Annotated in this window: 18 protein-coding genes; 2 read left to right on the top strand and 16 right to left on the bottom strand. The window is 57.7% G+C overall.

What is annotated here, in order from left to right; genetic code table 11:
* Nucleotides 1–9: 9 nt before the first annotated feature.
* The 4 genes from LOH53_RS15205 to LOH53_RS15190 form a co-directional block, all read right to left on the bottom strand.
* The gene (locus LOH53_RS15205; protein WP_230068607.1) at nt 10–471 is read right to left on the bottom strand and encodes an SDR family NAD(P)-dependent oxidoreductase; all 462 of its coding nucleotides are present in this window, start codon (nt 469–471) and stop codon (nt 10–12) included.
* A gap of 12 nt (nt 472–483) precedes the next feature.
* Complete coding sequence (locus LOH53_RS15200; protein ID WP_230068606.1) at nt 484–1656, bottom strand: thiolase family protein; 1173 nt, start codon at nt 1654–1656, stop codon at nt 484–486.
* A 108-nt stretch (nt 1657–1764) separates the two neighbouring features.
* Nucleotides 1765–3288, bottom strand: coding sequence for a class I adenylate-forming enzyme family protein (locus LOH53_RS15195; protein ID WP_230068605.1), 1524 nt, complete (start codon nt 3286–3288; stop codon nt 1765–1767).
* A 2-nt stretch (nt 3289–3290) separates the two neighbouring features.
* A complete protein-coding gene (locus LOH53_RS15190; protein WP_230068604.1) occupies nt 3291–4172 on the bottom strand; it encodes a CoA transferase in 882 nt (293 codons plus the stop codon).
* Nucleotides 4173–4265: 93 nt separating this feature from the next.
* Between LOH53_RS15190 and LOH53_RS15185 the strand changes: the two genes are divergently transcribed.
* Nucleotides 4266–4880, top strand: a complete 615-nt coding sequence (locus LOH53_RS15185; RefSeq protein ID WP_230068603.1) for a TetR/AcrR family transcriptional regulator — start codon at nt 4266–4268, stop codon at nt 4878–4880.
* Between the two features lie 50 nt (nt 4881–4930).
* On the opposite strand, the gene LOH53_RS15180 is transcribed toward LOH53_RS15185, so the two are convergent.
* The 11 genes from LOH53_RS15180 to LOH53_RS15130 all read right to left on the bottom strand — a co-directional run bounded on the left by LOH53_RS15180 (nt 4931) and on the right by LOH53_RS15130 (nt 21553).
* Nucleotides 4931–7339: a glycoside hydrolase family 65 protein gene (locus tag LOH53_RS15180; RefSeq protein WP_230068602.1), complete on the bottom strand. Its 2409-nt coding sequence runs from the start codon at nt 7337–7339 to the stop codon at nt 4931–4933.
* A 24-nt stretch (nt 7340–7363) separates the two neighbouring features.
* Nucleotides 7364–9823, bottom strand: a complete 2460-nt coding sequence (locus LOH53_RS15175; protein WP_230068601.1) for a plasma-membrane proton-efflux P-type ATPase — start codon at nt 9821–9823, stop codon at nt 7364–7366.
* A gap of 37 nt (nt 9824–9860) precedes the next feature.
* A complete protein-coding gene (locus LOH53_RS15170) occupies nt 9861–12317 on the bottom strand; it encodes a phosphoketolase family protein (protein WP_268251225.1) in 2457 nt (818 codons plus the stop codon).
* A 16-nt stretch (nt 12318–12333) separates the two neighbouring features.
* Nucleotides 12334–13245 (bottom strand): carbamate kinase, encoded by a 912-nt coding sequence (locus LOH53_RS15165; protein WP_230068600.1) that lies wholly within the window; start codon nt 13243–13245, stop codon nt 12334–12336.
* Between the two features lies 1 nt (nt 13246).
* Entirely contained in the window at nt 13247–14278 is a 1032-nt protein-coding gene (gene argF, locus LOH53_RS15160) for an ornithine carbamoyltransferase (protein ID WP_230068599.1), read from the bottom strand.
* A gap of 10 nt (nt 14279–14288) precedes the next feature.
* On the bottom strand, nt 14289–15584 hold the full coding sequence (locus tag LOH53_RS15155; protein WP_230068598.1) for an arginine deiminase: 1296 nt from the start codon (nt 15582–15584) through the stop codon (nt 14289–14291).
* Entirely contained in the window at nt 15581–17011 is a 1431-nt protein-coding gene (locus LOH53_RS15150) for an amino acid permease (RefSeq protein ID WP_230068597.1), read from the bottom strand. Before LOH53_RS15150 ends, LOH53_RS15155 begins: the two co-directional genes overlap by 4 nt.
* Before the next feature lie 99 nt (nt 17012–17110).
* Nucleotides 17111–17878, bottom strand: a complete 768-nt coding sequence (locus LOH53_RS15145) for an amino acid ABC transporter ATP-binding protein (RefSeq protein ID WP_230068596.1) — start codon at nt 17876–17878, stop codon at nt 17111–17113.
* Nucleotides 17875–18873, bottom strand: coding sequence for an amino acid ABC transporter permease (locus LOH53_RS15140; protein WP_230068595.1), 999 nt, complete (start codon nt 18871–18873; stop codon nt 17875–17877). Before LOH53_RS15140 ends, LOH53_RS15145 begins: the two co-directional genes overlap by 4 nt.
* 3 nt (nt 18874–18876) lie before the next feature.
* Complete coding sequence (locus LOH53_RS15135) at nt 18877–19860, bottom strand: ABC transporter substrate-binding protein (RefSeq protein ID WP_230068594.1); 984 nt, start codon at nt 19858–19860, stop codon at nt 18877–18879.
* Nucleotides 19861–19936: 76 nt separating this feature from the next.
* Nucleotides 19937–21553: an amidohydrolase gene (locus tag LOH53_RS15130; protein ID WP_230068593.1), complete on the bottom strand. Its 1617-nt coding sequence runs from the start codon at nt 21551–21553 to the stop codon at nt 19937–19939.
* Nucleotides 21554–21711: 158 nt separating this feature from the next.
* Between LOH53_RS15130 and LOH53_RS15125 the strand changes: the two genes are divergently transcribed.
* Nucleotides 21712–22629, top strand: coding sequence for a LysR family transcriptional regulator (locus tag LOH53_RS15125; RefSeq protein WP_230068592.1), 918 nt, complete (start codon nt 21712–21714; stop codon nt 22627–22629).
* Here the strand turns inward: LOH53_RS15125 and nrdF are convergent.
* A complete protein-coding gene (gene nrdF / locus LOH53_RS15120) occupies nt 22626–23660 on the bottom strand; it encodes a class 1b ribonucleoside-diphosphate reductase subunit beta (protein ID WP_230068591.1) in 1035 nt (344 codons plus the stop codon). The genes LOH53_RS15125 and nrdF overlap by 4 nt on opposite strands.
* Nucleotides 23661–23683: the final 23 nt, after the last annotated feature.

Raw genomic sequence — 23683 nt, 5'->3', positions numbered from 1 at the left:
CTTTTTCCTTTACCTAGCTGCCATACGCAGTGCCCCGTCAAGACGGATCACCTCGCCGTTGATCATTTGGTTTTCTACAATGTGAGCCGCCAGTGCAGCGAACTCATAGCCACCCTGACCGATTTGGCCATCGAACGCTGCCGCGGATGCGGTTCCAATGGTGAGGACCCGCAGGAATTCATCTAGAGGAGGGGGGCCGTCCCTGCCCAACACCTTGGTGGCAATGCCGATTCCAGCACAGTTGACGATGCCTGAGAGCGGACCGGGTTGCTGGGAAGCTACAAAAATGGCATGTGCCACCTGATCAGGATTCGTGACGCAAGTTTCTACGAAGACGGCACCTTCAGAGGCTGGGCCTCTCGGGTCGGCTGCGATGACGTATGCTCCGCGTTCCAGCAGGGCTTCGGTGGTCGCGGCGCCAAGACCAGAGGCTCCTCCCGTGACAATGAACGTGCGGTTCTTAATTTCCACAGTTACTCCTACCTAGATTCTTTCGATGATGGTGGCGTTGGCCATGCCGCCGCCTTCGCAGATGGCCAGGAGACCGTACCGTGCATCGCGTCGCTCAAGTTCGTTGAGCAACGCGGTGAGCAGCCTGGCGCCTGTGGAGCCGAGGGGGTGACCGATGGCTATCGAACCTCCGTTGACGTTGAGTTGGTCTTGCGGGTAACCGAATTCGTGCGCCCAAAGGAGGGGTACGGGGGCGAATGCTTCGTTGACTTCAACGATGTCGATGTCGCCAATACGCAGGCCCGCCTGATCCAATGCCCGTTGGGTCGCTGGGATTATTGCCGTGAATTGCAGTACTGGATCGTCAGCGCCAACCGCCATTGAGACGATGCGCGCCCTTGGGCGCAGCCCGGCTGCCTCAGCATGCGCGCGGTCAGCGATCAGCAAGGCGGCCGCGCCGTCACTCGTCTGGGATGCGTTCCCTGCCGTAATACTGCCTTCGGGGGAGAACACCGGGGTGAGCGTGGCCATACGTGCCGCATCGATCGCGGATCGAATGCCTTCGTCGCGGGTCATGGCAGTGACTAGGCCGTCTTTGGTGGTGCCCTCCACCGGAACCAATTGCGAGGCGAAATAGCCGGCATCAGTTGCTGCACCGGCACGTTGATGGCTACGAACGCTGTAGTCATCAAGTTGTTCGCGAGTAAATCCCCACTTTTTGATGATGAGTTCTGCGGACGGACCTTGGGCTGGAATGGTGCCATTGAAGCGCGCCAGTGCCCTTTCCCCGTACCACTGACCGCGTGGCCCGCCCGGGATGAAGAGCGGACCCAAATCAACGCGTGACATCGACTCAACGCCAGCACCGATAGCGAAGTTGTATTCACCTGACTTGATGGCTTGAGCTGCGAAGTGCACTGCCTGTTGCCCAGATCCACATTGGCGGTCGAGCGTGGTTCCCGGCAATGACACCGGGAAACCGGCCCCGAGGATGGAGTTGCGGGCAACGTTCCCTGCCTGCTCTCCACTTTGGATCGCGCAGCCAACGATCACATCTGAAAGGGAACTGTGCGCGATCCCTGTGCGGTCCGTAAGAGATGAAAGGCTTTGGGCCAGTAAATCCACTGGGTGCCACTGCCGTAATTGTCCACCGCGCTTGCCCACGGGCGTTCTCACGGCGTCGATAATGACTGCTTCTCGGTTCATGAACGATCTCCTACGCAGATGAAAAATTCGGTTCTCGGCAGTGCGGGCAAGTGCCTGGGCGCCCCAGCTCAGATGTCAGGGGTGCCAAAGATGAGAGGCGTCGCCTCCCTAGCCACGGACCTGATCCCTGAGCTGATGTTTGAGGATCTTTCCGGAAGGGTTGCGCGGAATAGCAGGGATCACCAGCTCGCGTGGCAGCTTGTAGTCGGCGATTCTCTCCCGTGCGTACTCGCGTAGTTCTTCCAGCGTTACGGTCTGGTTTTCCCGGGGAGTCACCACCGCGACCACCGTTTCGCCGTATTCATCGTGTAGACGGCCGACGACGGCGACGTCGCCTACCGCTGGATGGTCGGCTAGCGCGCTTTCGACCTCGGCGGAGTAGACGTTGCGGCCACCGGTGATGATCATGTCCTTCAACCGATCAACGATCGTGATGAATCCTTCTGCGTCCACCTGAGCTAGATCGCCGGTGTGAACCCAGCCATCGATGATCGTTGCAGCTGTAGCTTCGGGCTTGCGCCAGTAGCCCTTCATCATGGTCTCTCCGCGCATGATCATCTCCCCTACCGTCCCGGGTACGGCGTCGTTGCCGTCGGCGTCGACGATCCGGACTTCAGTGTTGGCGATGGCAAAACGACCGCTCGCGGATGGCCGCTGAAGTACTTCGTCATGCGTGAGCAGAATTCCTCCCGGCCCCCCTTCTGTTTGACCGCACGCCTGCACGATCCAGGCGTTAGGCAGCGCTTTCACGATCTGCTGTGCCAGCCCGGCTGGCATAGGGGCTGCGCCGTACATGCAGATGCGCAGGCTTGACAAGTCGCGAGTCGCCAAGCTGGGGGCTCGCATCAGGAACGCGTACATTGTGGGGACGCCGAAGAAGAAGCCGATGCGCTCCTGCTCGATGGTTTCCAGCACTGTTTCTGGATCGAAGGACGGCAAAATGACGTGCGTGGCACCTAGCATCATGCCGGGGATAAGTACCAGGTTCAGATCGGCAGAATGGTAGAGCGGGGCGACATGGAGGAGCCGTTCGCCGACCCTGAGACCAAAGCCTACGGAGGAGTTGATGCCTACCCAAATGATGCGGTGGTGATCGAACAGTGCGCCCTTGGGTCGGCCGGTGGTGCCGGAGGTGTAAATGATCAGCGCGTCGTCATCCTCTGCGAGGTCGACGACGGGCGGCTCGCTTGGCTGATCGGCTGCACAGGCGAGTACATTCTCGTAGCCGGGTGCCACTCCTAGGGCAAGGGCTGGGACATCTGCCGCACGCCCTTCCATGGACATCCACCCAGAAATGGTGCTCACTACCTCCGGACCAAAAACAAGGATTTTTGCTTCTGTGTCGCTTAGAAAGTAGTCGATCTCTCGGGGCGCTGATCGCGGGTTCACAGGAACAACAATTGCACCGGCCCGCAGTCCCGCATAAAGCGCAATTACGAATACGTCACTGTTTCCGGAGACGAGCAGTAGCCTGTCTCCCTTCCGGAGACCGCGGCCGATTAACTCGTTGGCGAGCTGGCTCACTCGCCGGTCAAATTCTGCATAAGTGTGACTCACCCCGCAGTAGCTCAAAGCGATTCGGTCGGGACAGCTGCGGGCCGTTCGCGCCAGAATTCCTGCAAGATCAGGCATGATTACTCCGATTCGTGGTTGTTGGTGGGGAGGGACTGGGCAAGAGCGAGTTCGGGAACGGCCCTTGCAGCTTCGCGGACGGCGACCAGTGGGATGTCGTGGATTTGGCCCAGCTCGGTCCAGTGCGCTGTGGGGTGAAGGGCAAACTCTCGCGTCAAGTCCTGGCGAGTTTGTCCGACGTGTGCTGCGAGCCGGGCCGCAAAGTGTGGCTCGAGGGCGGCCACGGCGAGAAAGCCATCTGCAGTTGGATAAATTCCGTATAAAGGCGAAGCGCCACCGAGCATGGCTCCAGGGGATGTTAGCCCGTGCCGGACGCCGGCTGAGGCCGCGCGGGCGGCCTCTTCAAGCACTACCCTCTCGCGCACATCAGTTTCACCCTGCTCCCGTTGACGCAATGCGGAGAGGCAAGCGACCACAGCGCGTTCGGCGCCAAGTACGTCTGCGATCGGCACGAGAGGCAGGGTCGGGGGTTGAAGTGTCCCTTGAGTTGCCTGATAGGTCAAGTCATGGCCGGGCTGTTCTGCCCGTGGGCCATCATGACCCACGATCTCCACCAGAGCGATTCTCCTGCGCTTGAGGATTTCCTCGAGGTTGAGCCTGGCTAGCGCGGAAGGTCGCATAGACGTCAAAAGCATATCGGCGTCTACTAATAGATCTTCAAAGCGGGATCGATCGGACGGGCTTTTCAAGTCAAGCTCAATGACTTCCTGCCCCGCTGTCAGCTCCGCGTACCATGCAGGAGCCACGCTCTTAAGCGGATCACCGGTGGGCGGCTCAACCTTGATAACCCTTGCGCCCAGTTCGGTCAGCCTCGAGGCTGCCAACGGTCCCGGGAGGTTGATGGCCACGGTAACTATAACGATTCCGGAAAGCGGCTGGGACATATTTGCTCCTGACATCAATGTCTTGAGTGCTGTTTGTACATTTGTACAGCACTCCGTACATTAGTTCAAGGGTTTGTGGTCTAGCATTAAAGGGTGAGCACAGAGAAAGAACGAACAGCGGACGCACTTTCAACCTCCTGGGGACCAGACGATCTGACCTCAAAGGCACGCATTCGTAATGCGGCCCTGAGTCTTTTTGCCCGAGACGGTCAGGATGGCACCTCATTGCGCGCAATCGCGACAGAGGCGCACGTGACCGTCGGGCTGGTTGCCCACCACTACGGCACAAAAGAGGGCTTACGCGAAGCGGTAGATACTCTCATTGTTGATCTCTTCGCCGATACCCTTCGCTCAGCGCCCATGAGTGGCACCGCTCGGGAAATCGTTACCCTTCGCGATGGCGCGGTGGCCCAGATGCTGGCGGCGAACCCAACAATTGTCGACTATCTTCGTCGTTCCTTGCTCACGGGCCAAGGACAAACTGGTGACGTGCTGAGTAGGCTGGCGGTGCTGACCGCGGAGCAGGTCAAGGCCCTGCGAGAAATGGGCTTAGCATCAACTGATCGCAGTGTTACCGAGCAAACTCTGACTACTCTTGTGCGCCAGTTCGGACGGCTGCTCCTACAACCTTTGGTCAACAGAATAGTTGACGAGTTTGGAGAGCCAGGTGAGCATCCTCCTGAACTTGTCGTGAGCGTTAAAAGCTAAATGACGTTCAGGAGCGCCCACTCTGGCGAACTGTAAGACTCGCCCATTCATTAGGGTCTGGCGTGCTGGTGCTCCGGGGCTCGGCCGACGGGCTGCGTCGGCTCCTGACCCACAGCCTTCTGACGGACCGCAGTCGGCAGGCTAATCGGGATCCCGCACTTAACCGTAAAAGGGACGCCATTGTGGACAAGGGACAGCGGCTCGCCGTTATACAAGCTGTAGGTTGTGGTGCTCAGTGTAATTGACACCCTCAACCGCTGCCCACGTACGCAGAGATTGACTCTCAACCCGGTGATGCCCGGAGGCAGCCGGGGAGTGAAAGCCAGTGTGCCTTCACGTTCACGCAGGCCAGCCAGGCCAGGAACGAGCGCTATCCAGGTTCCAGCGAGTGACGCTGCGTGCAGTCCGTCGCGGGTGTTGTGTTCAAGGTCGCCCAAGTCCATCAAAGCGGCTTCGCTCAGGTAGTCATACGCTAGTTCCAGATGACCAGTCTCCGCGGCCAATACCGCTTGAGTGCAGGCAGACAGGGATGAATCGCGGACTGTGAGTGCTTCATAATAGGCGAAGTTGCGAGCCTTTTGCGCGGCAGTGAAAGCCTCCCCGCGCAGATGCATGGCAAGGACGAGATCGGCTTGTTTGAGGACTTGTTTGCGGTAAAGATCGAAATAGGGCACGTGCAACATCAAGGGGTACTGCTCCGCGGAGGTCGCAGCAAAGTCCCAGATCGCGTGACGGGTGAATCCCTCGGATTGGGGGTGCACCCCCAGTTTGCGGTCATAGCAGATGACCATGGAGCATGCCATAGCGAGCCAGGCTCCAGATTCCGCCTCGTCAACGTTGAGTTCTCGAGCCTGATCCGGGTAGCGGCTGGCGGCGTCGGCCGCGCTGCGGAGATTGTGGGCCGCCATGAGATTGGTGTAGACGTTGTTATCTGCCACCGCTGAATATTCGTCTGGACCGCTCACCCCGTCGATGCAGAAACCACCCTGCGCATCGTAATGTCCCAATGAGGACCATAGCCGTGCCGTTTGCACCAAGAGCTCAATACCAACATCATGCTCGAACGTGTGGTCGCCGGTGACATTGACATAGCGCACCACAGCATCGGCGATGTCTGCCCCGACGTGGAACGCTGCCGTGCCTGCCGGCCAGTACCCGGAACACTCTTCCCCGTCGATGGTGCGCCACGGAAAGACTGCCCCTGCCAGCCCGAGCTGCGCAGCTCGCTTACACGCTTGGGGCAGAATTGAATGCCGCCACCGCAGGGCATCGCGTGCGGCTTCGGGCACTGTGTAACTAAGCACCTGCAGAACATAACTTTCGGTGTCCCAAAAGGCGTGGCCGTCGTAACCGGGCCCGGTCAATCCCTTCGCTGCAATGGCTCGGCCCTCGGCTCTAGCGCCTGCCTGCAGCAAGTGAAACAAGGCAAACCGCACTGCCTGTTGCACACGGGCATCACCGTCTAGGCTGACATCCGCCCGTGCCCAGAAGTCATCCAGATACGTTCGCTGCGCGGCCACCAAACCATCCCATCCGCTCTGCTGCGCGCCCGCGAGCGCGGCAACGATCTGATCGGCAACTGCCGGCTGGGAGCGAATTGCTGACCAGCCGTACGCGACGAATTTGATGAGCCGCAGTCGTTGTCCTGGTTTTAGGGTGGTCGTGAACGTCACCCGTGCCAGATCGGGGAAGCTCTCCGCATAGACAGTGACCGCGTGCTTTTCTTCGAGCGTTGTGACCTTCTGCCGGTCTAACGCGTCAGCGGCCGGACCGTGGACCGTGTGTGCCATAGCAGCGCCCACACGCAGTCCGCTGACCTGGGTGTGGTGGAGCAGCGATCCACCCAAGCCTTGGCAGTCATGGCGCTCCGACGTTAAAGGTGATAAAAGTGCGGCGGCCTCGCGAGGATCACCTCCGTTGGGCGGTAATGCCTCATTGGCCACCAACTCGGACTGGAGTACTATCCGAACCTCTTGGTCTAGTGCTTGCACCTCGTAGCAGATTGCGGCTATGGCGCGTTGTGTCAGAGACACCAGCCGCTGAGATTTCACCCGCACGCCATGCCCACCCGGGGATACCCAGTGGACCTCACGGGTCAGCAGTCCGGACCGAAAGTCAAGAACACGTTCGTGGGAGAGGACGTCCCCGTACCTGATATCGAAGGGCTGGTCATCGACCAGTAGACGGATGAGTTTGCCGTTGGTGACATCGATGACAGTCTGCCCGGCTTCAGGGTATCCGTAGCCCGCTTCGGCGTAAGGCATGGGCCGGGACTCGTATACCCCGTTCAGATACGTTCCCGGGAGACCGTGAGGTTCCCCTTCATCCAGGTTTCCACGCCATCCCAAATGACCGTTAGATAGCGCAAATAGAGATTCGCTTTGCGCCAGCACATCGAGGTCAAGGCAGGTCTCGCGAAGACACCAAGGCTCCCGCGTGTACGCCGGATGATTGATCATCTGAAACCTTTCATGAGGCGGGCGTTAATAAACCGACTGTTCGGATGGATGAGGCGAAGAGTGTGCGTTGGCAGAATCAAGGACGCGGTAGGCGAGAAGTTTGACACGGTCGCTAACCAGTGCCCAAAGGATGGCATAGCCCCAGACGAACGCTGCCCAACCCCAGCCCAGTGGAGTCATAAACAATCCATAGACGGCTATAAGTGTCGCCACTATCTGGGTTCCCAGCACTGCCATCCACACGATGGGAGCTGGCCGGATTGACCAGAACGGGCCGCGAGTGCGGGTGAGGAAGATGGTGAGGTGACCGGCGACCGAAAGCATTAGGTACATCATGGTCTGCAAGTGTGGACGGTCCAATGCGAACACTCGCTCGCCGAGGTAGAACAAGGAGAAGGCGGCGATAGGGCCCACCACGCCTAGGACGGTTGCGATCCCCAACACCATACGCATGTTCCAGACTTCGGGCTTCATCTTGAAATGGACGTTGTCATAGGCGATTGAGAGAATTGCGCCGTCGTTGAGCAGTGCCAGCATCACAATCATGATGGCTGTGACGGGAAAGAAATTGAAGACAAGGATAGATCCGGTCACAAAAAGGAGCACACGCAGCGTTTCGGCAATGCGGTACATGGCGTAGGAATTCATCCGCTGAAAAATCTTGCGACTCTCTTTGATCGCGTCGATGATCACAGCGAGACCAGGGGTGAGTAAAACGATCGCGGCGGCGGCGCGGGCTGCATCCGTAGCGCCGGAAACGGCTATACCGCAGTCGGCCTTTTTGAGGGCAGGGGCGTCATTGACGCCGTCGCCGGTCATCGCAACGATGTGGCCACGCTGTTGGAGGACGTCGATGATGTGGTATTTGTGCTCGGGAAAGACTTGGGCGAACCCATCTGCGGTTTCTATGGTGCGTACGCTCTCAGGACTCTCCTGCTTCTTCACGTCGCCCAGACCCGCGGCATCCAGGATATTGGTGCCCAGACCGAGTTTGGCCGCGGTCTCTTTGGCGATGGCGATTGCGTCCCCGGTGACCATCTTTACGCGTACGCCCATGGTTGTGGCGGTGGCGATCGTGGCGGCGGCGTCCGGACGGGGTGGGTCGAAGAGGGGGAGCACCCCCAAAAACTCCCAGCGATCCTCGTCATCGGTCCGGGCTACCCCTAGGGAGCGGTAGCCGCGGCTAGCGAAATCGTTGACCGCAGCTTCTATGGCCGTCGTGTTTTTGGCGCTTCCGGTAGCTAGGTTGAGGATGACCTGCGGCGCGCCCTTGCTGACCTTGAACGTCTTCCCGTCGTTGGTGTGCACGGTGGCTTCGGTGCGTTTATCGACCGAGTTAAAAGGTTCGAAGTGGCTGATTGTGTATGGCTCTAGTGAGTTGTCCTCTTTCAACGCAGCTAAAATGGCTAAATCGATGGGGTCTTCGTTATCGTCCCGAGAGGCCAGCGCCGCTGCCAAGATGACGTCGGAACTGCTGGCTGGTTCCAGAGCGAACGGTTCACCGAGCGTGAGTGAATTCTGCGTTAGTGTGCCTGTCTTGTCCGCGCACAGGATGTCCACGCCAGCAAGCTCTTCAATGGCGACAAGTCTGCTCACGATCGCCTTCTTGCGAGCTAGCAGCCGGGCACCAACAGCCATGGTCACCGAAAGCACCGTGGGCATGGCAACCGGGATCGCAGCAACCGTGAGCACAAGTGCGAACTCCAGCGTGGTCAAGAGTGCGTCCCCACGCATCAGGGAGACGAGCACTATCACCGCCACGAACACGCCCGCCAGAGCTATGAGGTAGTTGCCGATCTTCAGGACGGCTTTTTGGAAGTGGCTGACGGTGCGGGCGTCGGCAACAAGTTGGGCAGTCTTTCCGAAGTACGTGTGCGTTCCGGTTGCATAGACAAGCGCTCCGGTTTCTCCGCGCCGAATGATCGATCCCGAGTACACCGGATCGCTCGGTGAACACGTGATGGGCAAGGACTCTCCGGTGAGGGCAGATTGATCGACCTCAATTTGTGTCCCGTCAAGAAGACGGGCATCCGCGGGGATGATGTCCCCCTGCCGCAGCCGGATCACATCCCCTGGGACTAGATCGTAGGCGGCCAGGGCTGCCCATTCACCATCGCGCCGCACACGAGCAGTGATAGCCAGTTTGGCTTTCAACGCTGCAATGGCGTTGCCAGCTTGATGCTCCTCCGCGTAACCAACCACGCCATTGGCCAGCAGCAGTGCGAAGATGATGAAAAAGTCGGGCCAGTGTCCTACCGCGCCGGAGAGGATCACCGCGGCCTCGATCATCCACGGGATCGGTCCCCAAAAGTATGAGAGGAATTGCAAGAGCGGATTGCGCTTGTGCTCCGTGATCTCGTTTGGCCCAAAGCTGAGGAGTCGTTTCGCGGCGTCGACACTCGTGATTCCCGCAGCGGAAGTATTCAGGAGCCGCTCCACTTCCGGCAGCGGCAGCGTCTTCAAGCTTTCTGCAGGCGTGTTCATGTTCCCGGTTCCTCCCGGGACGAATGCTGACACTGTATCAGCTGGCATTTTCCGCACCGTGGGGGGCCCAAGTCCAGTTACGGATCTCCGGGAGGTCCTGGCCGTGTTGATTGATGTAAAAATTGTGTTCGATCAGCTTATTGGCCATTCTTTCTTTGAGGTAGTCTCCGGTTGAGCCAAGCTGTGGCAGCCGATCGATCACGTCTTGGACTAGATGAAAACGGTCCAAGCGGTTCTGTACGCGCATGTCAAAGGGTGTGGTGATGGTGCCCTCTTCGTTATACCCGCGCACATGCAAGTTGTGATTGGTGCGCCGGTACGTGAGGCGGTGGATAAGGCTCGGATATCCGTGGAAGGCGAACACAATGTGTTTGTCTTTTGTGAACAACGAATCGTAATCGGCATCGGAGAGGCCGTGTGGATGCTCGCTGGCAGATTGGAGTTTCATCAAATCCACCACGTTTACCACCCTTATTTTTAGCTCAGGCAAATATTCATGCAGGATGGAGACGGCACCAAGTACCTCAAGTGTGGGCGTGTCCCCACAACACGCCAGAACGACGTCGGGTTCAGTCCCTTTGTCGTTGCTGGCCCACTCCCAGATCCCTATTCCTTTCGTGCAGTGGAGCTCAGCTTCCGCCATGGAAAGCCACTGCGGCATCGCGTGCTTGCCGGCGACGATGACATTGACGTAGTGGCGGCTTCGCAAACAATGATCGGCTACAGAGAGCAGGCAGTTGGCATCCGGTGGGAGGTAGACCCGGACGATATCTGCCTTCTTATTGACCACATGGTCAAGGAAACCGGGATCCTGGTGGGTGAAGCCATTGTGATCCTGCTGCCACACGTGCGAAGCCAACAGGTAGTTAAGCGAAGAAATGTCACGCCGCCAAGGAAGAGCCTTGGTAATTTTGAGCCATTTTGCATGCTGATTAAACATGGAGTCGACGATGTGTATGAATGCCTCGTAGCAGTTGAACAGCCCGTGCCGGCCGGTGAGCAAATAGCCTTCCAACCATCCTTGGCATTGGTGCTCAGAGAGCATCGAATCCAGCACCATCCCGGATGGTGCCAGTGACTGATCCCCTTCGACGACGCTAGCTTCCCATTGTCGGTCTGTGACCTCAAAAACCGCATCTAACATGTTTGAAAGAGTTTCGTCGGGGCCAAAGACGCGAAAGTTGCGTCGTTCCGTATTCAGCGAGATGACATCGCGCAGAAAACCTCCCAAGACACGTGTGTCCTGAGCTGTCACCGCCCCAGGAACGGTGACCGCAACTGCGTGGACACGGAAATCGGGCATCCGCAGTTCCACCAAGAGCAACCCGCCGTTGGTGTGTGGGTTGGAGCCCATCCGTTGTTCTCCGGAAGGGGCTAGCTCTGCGAGAGCGGGCAGCAACCGGCCGTTGTCATCGAAAAGCTCTTCTGGCCTGTAGCTGCGCATCCAATCTTCTAGCTGTTGAACGTGCCCAGGATGTGCCTCATCCACAAGTAGGGGCACTTGGTGTGAGCGGTAGGTGCCTTCGATCTGCACCCCGTCAACCATTTTCGGTCCGGTCCAGCCTTTGGGGGAGCGCAGCACGATCATGGGCCAGCGTGGTCGCAGTGTGCAGCCATCCACGCGGGCATCAGACTGGATTGAGCGCACATCTTCGATGGCTTCATCCAGAACGCTGGCCATCAGCTGGTGCATCACTTCTGGATCATCGCCTTCGACGTAGCGCGGATCCCAGCCACAGCCACGTAAGAACTGGTCCAATTCCTCGTGCTCAATCCGGGCTAGCACGGTTGGATTGCTGATCTTATAGCCGTTGAGATGCAGGATCGGAAGGACCGCCCCGTCACTGACCGGGTTGAGGAACTTTGTGGACTGCCATGCAGTAGCCAGAGGGCCGGTCTCTGCCTCACCATCGCCGACCACGCAGGCAACAATCAGCTCAGGATTATCGAAAGCGGCACCAAAGGCGTGGCTGAGTGAGTAGCCGAGCTCTCCGCCTTCATGGATGGAGCCTGGGGTGGTGGGAGCGACATGGCTTGAAATACCGCCCGGGAAAGAAAACTGCTTGAACAGCTTCTTCATCCCTTGTTCATCCTGGCTGATGTCAGGGTAGATCTGCGAATAGCTACCTTCTAGGTACGTGTTGGCTACCAGCGCAGGCCCACCATGCCCGGGCCCTGCGACATAAAACATGTCCAGCCCGTATTTGACGATCACCCTGTTCAAGTGCACGTAGATGAAATTCTGGCCCGGTGTTGTTCCCCAATGACCGACCACCAGAGGCTTCACATCAGAGAACACCAAGGGACGTTTGAGTAAGGGATTTTCATAAAGATAGATCTGTCCCACGGACAGATAGTTGGCCGCACGCCAGTACGCATCCATTCTGGATAACAAGTGTGGATCTAGAACCTGCTCCAGTGCGGTGCCTTCTGGGTGTGCTGCTGCGGCGGGGACGGAAATTGCTGTGTTGGTGGTCTTTTTCGGCTCAGTCATGCGCTTACTCCTTTTGTCATGGGTGAGACGTGATGGTGGTTCCTGCGCGCCCGCTCAGAACTTCGGCGCCCTGTACGAGGGCCCCAATGGCAGACGGGTGAGAGGTTCGGGCTGTAAACCATGCCGCTGCCGCGACCTTGGGCCCCATCGAACCGGCTGGCAGGTTCAGCGTTGCTAGTTCGTCAACGCTGATGCGATCAATGGCACGTGCTGCTGGCGTTCCGAAGTCATTCATCACGGCTTCGACGTCGGTGAGCAGGAGCAGTCTGTCCGCACCCACGTTGACGGCAATGCGTGCGGAGGTATAGTCCTTATCGACCACAGCCTCAACTCCACGCAGCTGGCCTGCGGGATCCAAGATCACGGGAGATCCGCCACCGCCGCCACACACGACCACTGTGCCTAGGTCTAAAAGACGTGAAATGGAGTCTTGTTCGATGATTCCGATAGGCCGCGGCGAGGCAACCACCCGACGCCACCGGGCGCCGTCGGCACGCACCTCCCAGCCATGGCGTGCGGCCAGCTCCAGAGCTTCCTGATGGGAATAGGAGCGTCCAATGAACTTCGTCGGAGAGGCAAACCCTGGATCGAACGAATCAACCAGAGTTTGGGTGATGACGGCGACGATGGGGCTCACGACACCGCAATTGCGCAGTTCCTGGGTGAGCCAGTAACCGATCATGCCCTGAGTCTGGGCTCCAAGCGCATCTAGTGGATAGGGCCGGCTCAGTGCGGGATCGGCTTCACTCTCCATCGCTAACAGCCCCACTTGAGGACCATTTCCGTGACAAATAATGAGTTGATGATCGTGAGCCAAAGGGGCCAGCGCTGCTGCTGCGTCACGGATATGGTGGCGTTCGACGGCGGCATCTGGCTTGTCCTTTCTCTCTAGCAAGGCGTTACCGCCCAGCGCGACCACGATCCTCATATCAGCTGCCGGTATTCATCGGGGCGAAGGACGCGAGCATGATCGCCTTGATGGTATGCATGCGGTTCTCGGCCTGGTCGTAGACACGTGAGGCGGGGGAGCGGAAGACGTCATTGCTCACTTCAGCCCCGTCCAGTCCGAAGCGATCGTAGATCTTCTTCCCCAAGACCGTGGTGCTGTCATGGATGCTGGGCAAGCAGTGCAGGAACTGAGTCTTCGCATTTCCGGTCCCATGCATCAGATCCACGTCAATACGGTAGGGCAAGAGCAACGGAACACGCTGATCCCAGAGCTCATCAGATTCACCCATGCTCACCCAGACGTCCGTGTAGAGAAAGTCAGCTCCGGCGATCGCGGCGTTAACATCGGTGGTGACAGTGATCCGAGCCCCGGAACGGCTCGCTATAAGACGTGCGGCGTCGATGACTGCTGGGTCTGGTTGGAGGAGTTCTGGGGCCCCGATTCTCACATCCATGCCGAGGATTGCCGCGGACGTCATGAGGCTGTTGGCCACATTGTTGTGACCGTCGCCGAGGAACGTGACAACGATGTCCTTGAGTGGTTTTTCGCTGGTCTCTCGCATCGTGAGCATGTCAGCCAGTGCCTGAGTGGGATGCCATTCATTAGTAAGTGCATTCCAGACGGGGATTGAACCATGCTCGGCGAGTTGATCGACCCCACTCTGGGCGAACCCGCGGTAGGCGATGCCGTCGAAAAAACGGCTCAGCACGTGCGCCGTGTCCTCGAATGACTCGGAGCTGCCCAAGTGACTGCTCGCTGAATCCATGTAGGTACATCCGGCCCCCTCCTCGTGCAGTGCCACTTCAAAGGCGCTGCGTGTACGCGTCGAGGGCTTTTCGAAAATGACGGCGACGTTGAGCCCGCACAAGTGTGGCTGAATGCTCCCGGAGGCTTTTTCTCGCTTGAGGAGGGCGGCGTCCGCTAGTAGCTGCTCATAGACGGGGCGGGAGAGGTCGGTGTCACGCAGCAGATGCTTGATAGTGGCTGTCTGCGGAGTCGTTGTGATGGTCATGGGGGTGTCCCTACTCTGCGGTGTCGCGCTGGATGGGACAGGACATGCAGCGCGATCCGCCGCGACCACGGCCCAGTTCACTACCGGCCACGGTAATGACCTCTATCCCGTTTTTACGTAACAGGGTGTTGGTGGCGACGTTTCGGTCGTAGCCGATGACCACTCCGGGCTCGAGCGTTAGGTAGTTATTGGCGTCATCCCATTGCTCCCGCTCCGCGGCTCTACTGTCTTCGTCCGCTTTCAGTATCCGTAATGTGGGCTTTCCCAGGGCTTCGCTGATGAGCTCAAAGAGCCCTCGCTCCGGACCCACCAGGAGTGCTCCACTTGCTGGCTCCTGTGTGGCCGTGATCTTCCATGCCCGCAATGATGATTCTTCGACGTTGGGATACAGCACGAAAGTGTCAACATCGACCATGGTCATGAGCGTGTCCAAATGCATCAGAGCGTGTGACTTTGGGAGTTTAATGGCGATCACGGAGGTCGCCTGCCCCGTGGCGAACAACTGCCGGGCGAGTAGTTCGACGGCCATTGGGCTTGTCCGCTCGCCCATGCCGATGAGCACGCACCCGTATCCCAAGACATGGATGTCACCACCTTCAATGGTGGAGTGGATCCTGCTTTCATCAACGTTGTACTCAAGGAAGGTGCTCTGGGCGAACATTGGGTGATATTTGTAGATCGCACGGACGTGATCAGTTTCGCGAACACGGGCGGGCTTGGCCATTACGTTGACGTTGACCCCACCATAGATCCAGGCAGAACTATCCCGGGGGAACAAAGAGTTTGGCACGGGGGCGACTAGGAACCCGTCGGCGCTGAGGGCTTGCCCATAGAGGCTCGGTTCAGATGCGTCCGGAAGGTCCTCCGCCAGGATGCCGCCTATGAGCAACTCGACCAGCCTGTCAGGCGCTTGAGTGGCTAAGAAACTGCGAAGGTGTGGTGAAAATGTTGGTCCGAATGAATCCGGTGTGCAGAGTCGATCAAGGACGAAGTCTCTGGCCTCTTTGATCTCCATGGTCTGCGCCAAAAGATCGGAAAAATGATGGACTTCGATCCCGCGTGAGACCATGACGTCTGCGAAGCCATCGTGCTCCGAGCGGGCTCGGGCCGGCCACAGAACGTCATCGAAGAGCAGTTCCTCGCGGTTCTGCGGTGTCAGCCGGCTGAGCTCAGCGCCTGGCCGGTGAGTGATCACTTGGCGCAATTTGCCAACTTCGGAATGTACGCCCAAGTTCTGAACGGCGTTTCCTTGAGCGGGTGCGGCTCCGGCCGGATGCTCGCTAAGTGCAACGGTAGGCATTGTCATGGGAAGACTCCAATTTCAAGGGTAGACGGGGGAGAAGTGGTCAAAGGTTGGGCAATGGTGGCGCTGTCGGCCACAGGGCCGAGCGGGGGCTTTTCGCCGTCGTGCGGGGTCGATACCCGCAACCAGATGTACAGGGGCACACCGAGAAGAAAGCAGAAGACTCCGTAGTAGGCAGCTTGGGCTCCGCTTCCAGCCAGTGCCCAAAATGTGAAGGCTAGGGCAACACTTGCGATGGTGACGTCCTTGGCGAAGTGCGCCCAGGAAGTTTCGCGACGGTGCGAGAGTAACCAGAACACTTGCGCGCCAGCGGAGAGCATGTAGGGGATCACAGCGGTAAACACCGTCAGTAGCAGCACCGTGGTGAATACATTGGCGAAGCTTGTATAGGCAAGAACCGTCAGCAGCGTGGCGAGGATCGTGGAGGAGAGAATGCCAAAGATTGGCAGACCGCGGCGCTCGCCGGCAAAAATGCGTGGAAACATTCCATCCTTGGCCGCAGCGTACGGCATTTCGCCGACAATGAAGGTCCAACCAACCAGAGCGCCGAGGCCGGAGATGATTGCCGCGGCAGCGATGAGCTGGCCGCCGACGGTTCCACCGAAGATGGCATTTGCCGCATCACTAAAGGGGGCGATTGAGAGCCGAAGCGCCTGATTATTGACTGTGCCAAAGACCACTAGCGTCCCCAGCACATAAATGACGGCGCAGACGACAGTGCCCCAAATGGTGGCCCGGCGAACGTTCTTCTCGGGGTTGCGGACTCGACCCGCTGCCACTGAAGCTGTCTCAATGCCGAGGTAAGCGAAGAGCGCAATCGCTCCGGCCCCTGCAATTGCGCTCCAGCCACTGGTGCCAGAGGAGTTGAATGCGCCAAAGTTCGCTCCCTTGAGGAAGAACAGGCCCACAATGGCGATGAAGACCAGCGGCACGATTTTTAGAAGCGTGAAGATTGCCTGCGCCGCACCTAAAGTTCTGATGCCCACCACGTTAATGAGCACCGGGATCCACAAGCCCACGGTAGCGATCACGATGGACCAACCGATGTTGTGATCCTTATTGATAAAGACTTCAACATAGCCGGTCAATGCGACCACGATAGCGGCGTTGCCCACCCAGGCAGTAACCCAATACGACCAGCCAGTGAGGAATCCTGCGAAATCCCCGAACGCGTCGCGGGCATAGAGATAGGGGCCACCGGATCCTGGAATCCTTTGGGCAAGCCACCCGAAGACGATCGCGAGTGCCAACGCTCCAATGGTCACGAGTACAAAAGCAACGAGGCTGATGGGGCCGAACATGGCAAGGGCAGAGGGGATACCGAAGACACCGGTGCCTATGACTGAGCCGATTACCAAAGCAGACGCGGCGGGGAGGCCCAGCTGGCCGGGAGACTTTTCTGATGGGCCCGGCTTCGCAATAGTGTTCATACGTTGATCATCCGGCGGGGCCAGCTCCCGGGGAAGGGTCTTTGGTCCTGCCTCGCGCTGCGGGAGAGAAACTACTCTCTCCCGCATTATTTCTGTGAGCTAAAGAACTTTAGCGAGAAAGGCCTTGGTGCGATCCATCTGTGGGTTAGATAAAACATCGTTGGGCTTTCCCGATTCCACGATCGCCCCGTTGTCGAAGAAGTTCACGGTGTCGCCCACTTCCCGGGCAAATCCCATCTCGTGCGTCACCACAATCATCGTCATGCCCTCCTGTGCCAGTAGCTTCATCGTCTCCAGGACTTCATCAACCAGCTCCGGATCAAGTGCTGACGTGGGCTCATCGAAGAGCATGACTTCTGGATCCATGGCTAGTGCGCGCGCGATTGCCACCCGTTGCTGTTGCCCCCCGGAGAGTTGGTGCGGGCGCTTATGGCTGTGGTTGGCTAAGCCGACCTTGCGAAGCTCCTCTAAAGCACGCGTTCTTGCGGCGGACCTATTGATACCACGCACTTCTACCAGTGCGCACGCAACGTTTTCCTCTGCGCTGAGGTGACCGAACAGGTTGAACCTCTGAAAGACCATGCCCAGTTTGGACCTGAACGCGGCGAATTGTTTGTTCGACCATTCATAATATTTTCCATCCCTGTAGTCATAACCGACTTGTTGGCCATTCACTGCCAAGGTGCCGGCGTCGTACGTCTCGAGAGCGTTGAGGCACCGAAGGAAGGTAGATTTGCCCGAGCCGGAGGGCCCGATAATGCAACTTACCTCCCCAGGGGCCACTGTGAAATTAACTCCGGTTAGCACTTGGTGTGATCCAAAGGATTTGGTCACCCCTTGTGCCTGAACGTGAAGCGGCAAACTCATGACATCTCCTTGCCCATGGTGGTAACGTCTTCGCGAACATGTGCCGGCTGCGGTGCCGAGGATTCAGCATTGCTGCCTACCCGCAAAAATAGCCGCTGAATGAACCCGGGCCGCCGGACAAGCCGGACCGCGTCCGCTCCGAATTTGGCCTCCAATTTGGATTGAAAGAACGTGGCTATGGCCGTCATAACCATGTACCAAATCGAGGCGACGATCAGCAGTTCCATGATTAAGTTGTTTTGCTTGTAAATCTGGGATGCGTTGGTCATGAGGTCATTTCCTGCCACGACGTAGACCAACGATGTGGTCTTGAGCATGGAAATGAATTCGTTGCCGGTAGGCGGAATAATGATCCGCAACGCCTGCGGAAGCACAATCTTGCGCATGCGCTTGCCATTTGTCATACCCAGAGCGAGCGCCGCCTCTGATTGGCCGGTGTCAACAGCTTGAATACCGGCACGAACAGTCTCGGCAAAATATGCCGCCAGGTTTAGCCCAAGGCCGAGAAGTGCCGAGGTGAAGCCTGTCATGACGTCGTTGGTGTCCCACATGTAGCCAATCGTGGTGAAAGGAATCTTCACTACCAAATGCGGGAACAGGAACGCTAAGTTGTACCAGAAGATCAGCTGAACGAGCACCGGTGTCCCGCGGAAAAACCAAATGTAAAGAGTGGCTAGCCAATTCAAAACCGGGTTATGGGCAAGCCGCATCACAGCTAAGAGGATGCCGAGCAGCAAACCCAATACCGTCGCCACCACAGAGATCATCAAAGTGACCCAGATACCGCTGATGATTTTTGGGAAAAACAGGTATCCGGCCACCTCGCTCCAACGGATATTTTGGTTGGTTGCCAATGTGAAGGCAAGCCAGGCGAAGACGGCGAGGGCCAGTGCCCCGACGAACCACTGATCCAAATGTCTGAGTTTGACAACCGGCGCGAGGGCTCCATCGGGGCCCTTCAACTGGGCTGGACGTAACACGCGTTGCTTGGGCATTGGCTACTTGCCGTCATTGACGACGGCGGATGTGACAGCCATCTTCTGTACGTTCCACGCGTCAAGAATTTTTCCGTAGCTGCCCTCAGTGATGAGTGCCTGAAGAGCCTTTTGGACGGCTTCAACGACTTTGGGGTCCTTTTGACTCATGGCGATACCCCAAGGGCTGGTGGGCCCATCGATAACTGCGGCATCCAAGACGCCATCAGATGTTTGTGCACGGTAGGCTGCCACCGGATAGTCGTTGACGCCTGCGTCTGCGCGACCATTGCGTACTTGGAGGATCGCCTCTTGGTCGCCGGCAAATTTGAGGATGTTGATTGCTGGTTTCCCAGCCGCTACGCAATCTTTATTGAATCCTTCCACGAGTGCAAGAGAAGATCCGTTGTCGATGACGGCGATCGTCTTCCCACACGCGGTGTCAGGAGCGCCTAGCTTGGCAGGATTGCCCTTCTTGACCACCCAACCGGACCCGGATTGGACGTAGTCGACGAAGGAAACTGTCTTTCTCCGTTCCGGATTGTCCGTCATGGAAGACATGATGATGTCATACCGTCCGGTCGTAATACCAGGTATTTGGGCATTGAAATCTTCATTCTTGATGGAAATAGCGACGCCGAGTTTATTGGCAATTGCGCGTCCAAGTGAAGGGTCTACCCCGATGAGAGTACTGCCGTCTGTGGCGAACATTTCCATGGGCGGGTAGCCTTCGGAAGTTGTCATGCGAAGTCCGCTCGACCTCATGGACGCCGGAAGCATCGCGGTCAGGGCTGGATCGGCTTTGATGGCGTCGATGGCGGTTTTGGCTAGATCTTCTGTTGGCGCCGGCGTTGCGGTAAATGCGCTATCTGCCGGCGCGGAAGACTGGCTATTCCCTGAGAGGGATTGCCCGCCACATGCAGTGGTCATGAGCAGTGCGCTGACGGCAACGCAGGACAATACCCAGCGGGACACGCTCTTCGTTGAGGTGTTCAATGAACTGTGCATAGTATTTCTCTTTCAGTAGTTTTGTTCGCTAAAAATGGTGAGTTCTAAAGTTCGTCAGGTGACTTCGGTGGACGTGTCAAGCATCTTTTCGATACCGCACTTTTCCTCCCACCACGGTGGCTTCTACGGGAAGGTCGCGCACGTCTTTTTCGCAAACCTTGAAGGGATCCTGCGCTAAGACTGTGAAATCAGCCAGCATTCCAGGTTCTATTCGGCCCTTGATCGCTTCCTCTCCGGAGGCGTGGGCGGCGCCGCTGGTAAATCCGGCGATCGCCTCACTAAGTGTTAGACGTTGTGCGGGCTGCCAACCACCGTCGGGTTTGTTGTTTTTGTCCTGCCGCGTGAGCGCCGCATGGATGCCGTGGAGTGGATTGGGTCCCTCCACGGGAGCGTCGGAGCCGAAAGCCAGGATCGCGCCGGCGTCGGTCAACGACCGCCATGCGTACGAAGCCACGTTGCGTCCGGCCAACAAGGTGGAGACAAGAGGGTAGTCGCTGGTGCAATGCGTGGGTTGCATGGAAGGAATGACGCCGAGCCGAGCCAGACGGGTGACATCCTCTGGAAGTAGATGTTGAGTGTGTTCAATGCGATGCCGGAGTTGGCGTGATCCAGGTGTCTGTTTGGACGCTTCAAGAGGATGGTTGGACAGGTGCTCGTAAGCGTTGAGTACCAAGTGATTAGCCCGGTCGCCAATGGCATGGGTGGCCACAGCAATGCCGGCGCCGGCCGCGCGACGGACAAGGCGCAGTAAGTCGTCGAAGGGCATAACTTCGATGCCAAGATTTCCGGATTCTCCCGGGAACGGCTCGGAGACATGACAGGTGTGCGAGCCCAGTGCGCCGTCGGAAAATAGTTTCACTGGCCCGGTCCGAAGCCATGGAGTTCCGCTGCCGGTAGTCCTGCCCTCGCTGATGGCCTGCTCGAGCGCCTCTGCAGGAATCGATTTGTAGACGCGCAGTTTCAGTTCGTCGGAGGCTTGCAGGTCCTTGTAGGCAGTCAGGCATTCCTCGCCATCGAAGTCGTGGACACCGGTCAGTCCGACAGAGAGCAAGAACTCCTGCGCACTCTTGAGTTGGCCACGCAAATCTCCGGCGGAGGCACTGTGCATGATGGCTGAGAGGGCATCGTGAGCGGTTTCGCGCAGTATTCCTGTCGGCTCTCCAAAGGAATCGCGTAGTATTTCCCCGCCCACCGGATCCGGGGTCTTTGCCGTAATTCCGACCGCGCGAAGTGCTGCCGTATTTGCCCAGACCGTGTGTCCGTCCACGCTGGGAAGTGCTGCAGGGTGTCCGCTTGTCACAGCGTCCAGAGCCTGTCGGTTGGGCTGTATGGGAACCGTCCAAGAATTGAAATCCCAGCGCCCACCGAAAATCCAAGCACCGGGTGTCAGGCCCGCTGCGAAGTCACGGATCTTTTCTAGGGCTTGTTCTACGTTCGCGGTGCCGCGTAAGTCAACGGCGGCCATTTCCCTGGCCAAATTCGCGGTGTGAATGTGGGCGTCCGTCAGGCCAGGGATGACGGTGGAACCGCCAAGATCGATGACCTCAATTTTCCCGGTGGTGTGCTGTCGCAACTCTTCGGCTGTGCCCATAGCCACGATCTTCTCGCCGCGGACCAGAACGGCCGCAGGGGTTGAACGATCCCGACCGTTGGTATGGAAGTGTCCGTTAACGAACAGGCTTTGTTCAAGCATTACTAATCCTTCGAGTGTTAGTGCGCCTGAGGAATCGTTGATTCAGGAAAAATAGGAGAGAGTCACGAAAGCGCTGAATGCTAACTCTAGGGGATTTTGTGTCAAAATGTGAGCTATTGCACGCTGACAATATGCTCCACTGACTTCAAGGAAATCTAATGCTCAATTTGGCTCATATTCGGACTCTGACCGAGGTTGTGAGGCTTGGATCGTTTACTGCGGCGGGGAATCGTCTCGGGTACACAGCCTCGGCCGTCTCACAGCAGATGGCGTCCTTGGAACGGGAGACGGGTATACGCCTATTTGTTCGGAGTGCAAGGAGCGTTCAGCCAACGCAAGCGGCACAGGCCATGAGTCAGCATGGCAGTAAACTCTTGCGCGATGCGGAGATGCTGGTTGCTGCTGGAAACTCCGCGGGAGGTAGCTCGGAGGCAACACTGCGGGTCGGCGTTTTTCCTTCTGCGGCGACGTTCCTCTTGCCAACCGTTCTGCAATCCCCGCAGTGGCAGAGGCAAAATGTCAGCCTGAACATTGTCATTGGAGAGCCCAGTACCACCGTGCCTGGTTTGCGAGCCGGTGGTGAACTGGACGTTTGCATCGTGTATCAAGTGGGGGAGTCGGGGCTTGTCCTTCCACAAGGAGTGAGACGAACCTGGCTGGCCGAGGATCCCTACAAAGTTCTGGTTCCGGCAAAATGGGGGCTGACCGCCGGGGAGCGTGTTCTAGCCAATGACATCGCCGAGATGCCATGGATTCTGCATTTGCGTGGCTCAAGCGACTCAAATGTTGTGGAGTCAGTATTAGCCAACGGGGGAATGCATCCAAAAGTTGTTGCTTCCAGTGATGACTTCAACGCCACGTTGAGATTAGTGGCGGCTGGGCATGGGGTTGCCTTGGTCCCCCAACTGGCCATGACACAGTGCCCTGCTGGCATCACCGTCGTCCAGGTTCCGGAAATTGCCTTGTCGCGTAAAGTGATCGGTCTCTGCGCAGAAGGCGCCCCCACGGATGTGGTGGACGCCTTCTGGGAAGCTTTGGGCCAGACGAGTATGGAAAAAGATGAGTCAGGGAGCTAAAATTCCCAATCAGAGTCCGTTGTGTCTTCTCCTTTGCCCATCACGTACGAGGACCCTGATCCCGAAAAGAAGTCGTGGTTTTCATCGCTGTTAGGTGACAACGCGGCCATGATCTCCGGATTCACTGCTGTCTGCTCCGGTGTGAACCGTGCCGGGTAACCCAAGTTCATCAGTGCTTTATTGGCGTTATATCTGATGAAGACCGCGACGTCGTCCATGAGACCCAGTGGCTCATAGAGCGCTCCGGAGTATGCGAGTTCGAGTTCATAGAGCTCGTCGAGAAGGTCATAAGTGAATTTGCGCATTGCGTCCTGGGTAGCAAGTGTCTGTGTTTGAAGTCCACACTGGTACTTATAGCCGGAGTAGTATCCATGGACGGCTTTATCACGCAAGATGAGTCGGATCATATCGGCGGTGTTTGTCAGTGTTGCGTGCACGGAGAAGTGCAGTGGTAGATAGAAGCCGGCATATAACAAAAGTGAAGAAAGCAGGGTGGAAGACACTTTGCGTTTGAGTGCATCATCGCCGAAGTAGTGATACAACACCTTCTTCGCCCGTTCTTGCAATAAATCATTACCCACTGCCCACTCGTAGGCGTTGTCGATTTCTTTGGTGCTGGTCAGAGTGGAAAACACAGAGGAGTATGAGCGGGCATGTACGGATTGCATGAAAGCAATATTGGTATAGACGGCTTCCTCATGTTCGGTGCGGGCATCCTGGATCTGGGCGATCTCACCGACGCTGGCCTGAACAGTGTCAAGCATTGTTAGACCCGTGAATACCCGCATCGTGAGCGTTTGCTCCTCAGGACTGAGTTTCTGCCAAGCTGGGATGTCGTTGGAGAGCGGAACCTTCTCCGGGAGCCAGAAATTGGCTGTCAGTCGATTCCACACTTCGAGGTCCTTCTCATCGGTGACACGGTTCCAGTTGATGGGGCGGATACGGGAACTGGGGTCATGCCGGTAGGACGGTGGTGTCACGGAGACGGAAAGTAGACCTTCGTGGACGGGGGATGGCTGGATGGCGTTCATTTTGGTGGGACCTTCTTTTCTTG

Origin of the sequence: Arthrobacter cryoconiti (assembly GCF_020905375.1) — a bacterium.
Taxonomy (GTDB): domain Bacteria; phylum Actinomycetota; class Actinomycetes; order Actinomycetales; family Micrococcaceae; genus Specibacter; species Specibacter cryoconiti.
This window is presented reverse-complemented; position numbering and strand designations above follow the sequence as displayed.

Bases quoted from the DNA above. Each gene is read 5' to 3' on its own strand.
- LOH53_RS15190 (WP_230068604.1), bottom strand. From the start codon at position 4,172: ATGTCCCAGCCGCTTTCCGGAATCGTTATAGTTACCGTGGCCATCAAC.
- nrdF (WP_230068591.1), bottom strand. From the start codon at position 23,660: ATGAACGCCATCCAGCCATCCCCCGTCCACGAAGGTCTACTTTCCGTC.
- LOH53_RS15165 (WP_230068600.1), bottom strand. From the start codon at position 13,245: ATGAGGATCGTGGTCGCGCTGGGCGGTAACGCCTTGCTAGAGAGAAAG.
- LOH53_RS15125 (WP_230068592.1), top strand. From the start codon at position 21,712: ATGCTCAATTTGGCTCATATTCGGACTCTGACCGAGGTTGTGAGGCTT.
- LOH53_RS15145 (WP_230068596.1), bottom strand. From the start codon at position 17,878: ATGAGTTTGCCGCTTCACGTTCAGGCACAAGGGGTGACCAAATCCTTT.
- LOH53_RS15175 (WP_230068601.1), bottom strand. From the start codon at position 9,823: ATGAACACGCCTGCAGAAAGCTTGAAGACGCTGCCGCTGCCGGAAGTG.
- LOH53_RS15200 (WP_230068606.1), bottom strand. From the start codon at position 1,656: ATGAACCGAGAAGCAGTCATTATCGACGCCGTGAGAACGCCCGTGGGC.
- LOH53_RS15180 (WP_230068602.1), bottom strand. From the start codon at position 7,339: ATGATCAATCATCCGGCGTACACGCGGGAGCCTTGGTGTCTTCGCGAG.
- LOH53_RS15135 (WP_230068594.1), bottom strand. From the start codon at position 19,860: ATGCACAGTTCATTGAACACCTCAACGAAGAGCGTGTCCCGCTGGGTA.
- LOH53_RS15155 (WP_230068598.1), bottom strand. From the start codon at position 15,584: ATGACAATGCCTACCGTTGCACTTAGCGAGCATCCGGCCGGAGCCGCA.
- LOH53_RS15170 (WP_268251225.1), bottom strand. From the start codon at position 12,317: ATGACTGAGCCGAAAAAGACCACCAACACAGCAATTTCCGTCCCCGCC.
- LOH53_RS15130 (WP_230068593.1), bottom strand. From the start codon at position 21,553: ATGCTTGAACAAAGCCTGTTCGTTAACGGACACTTCCATACCAACGGT.
- LOH53_RS15150 (WP_230068597.1), bottom strand. From the start codon at position 17,011: ATGAACACTATTGCGAAGCCGGGCCCATCAGAAAAGTCTCCCGGCCAG.
- LOH53_RS15140 (WP_230068595.1), bottom strand. From the start codon at position 18,873: ATGCCCAAGCAACGCGTGTTACGTCCAGCCCAGTTGAAGGGCCCCGAT.
- argF (WP_230068599.1), bottom strand. From the start codon at position 14,278: ATGACCATCACAACGACTCCGCAGACAGCCACTATCAAGCATCTGCTG.
- LOH53_RS15195 (WP_230068605.1), bottom strand. From the start codon at position 3,288: ATGCCTGATCTTGCAGGAATTCTGGCGCGAACGGCCCGCAGCTGTCCC.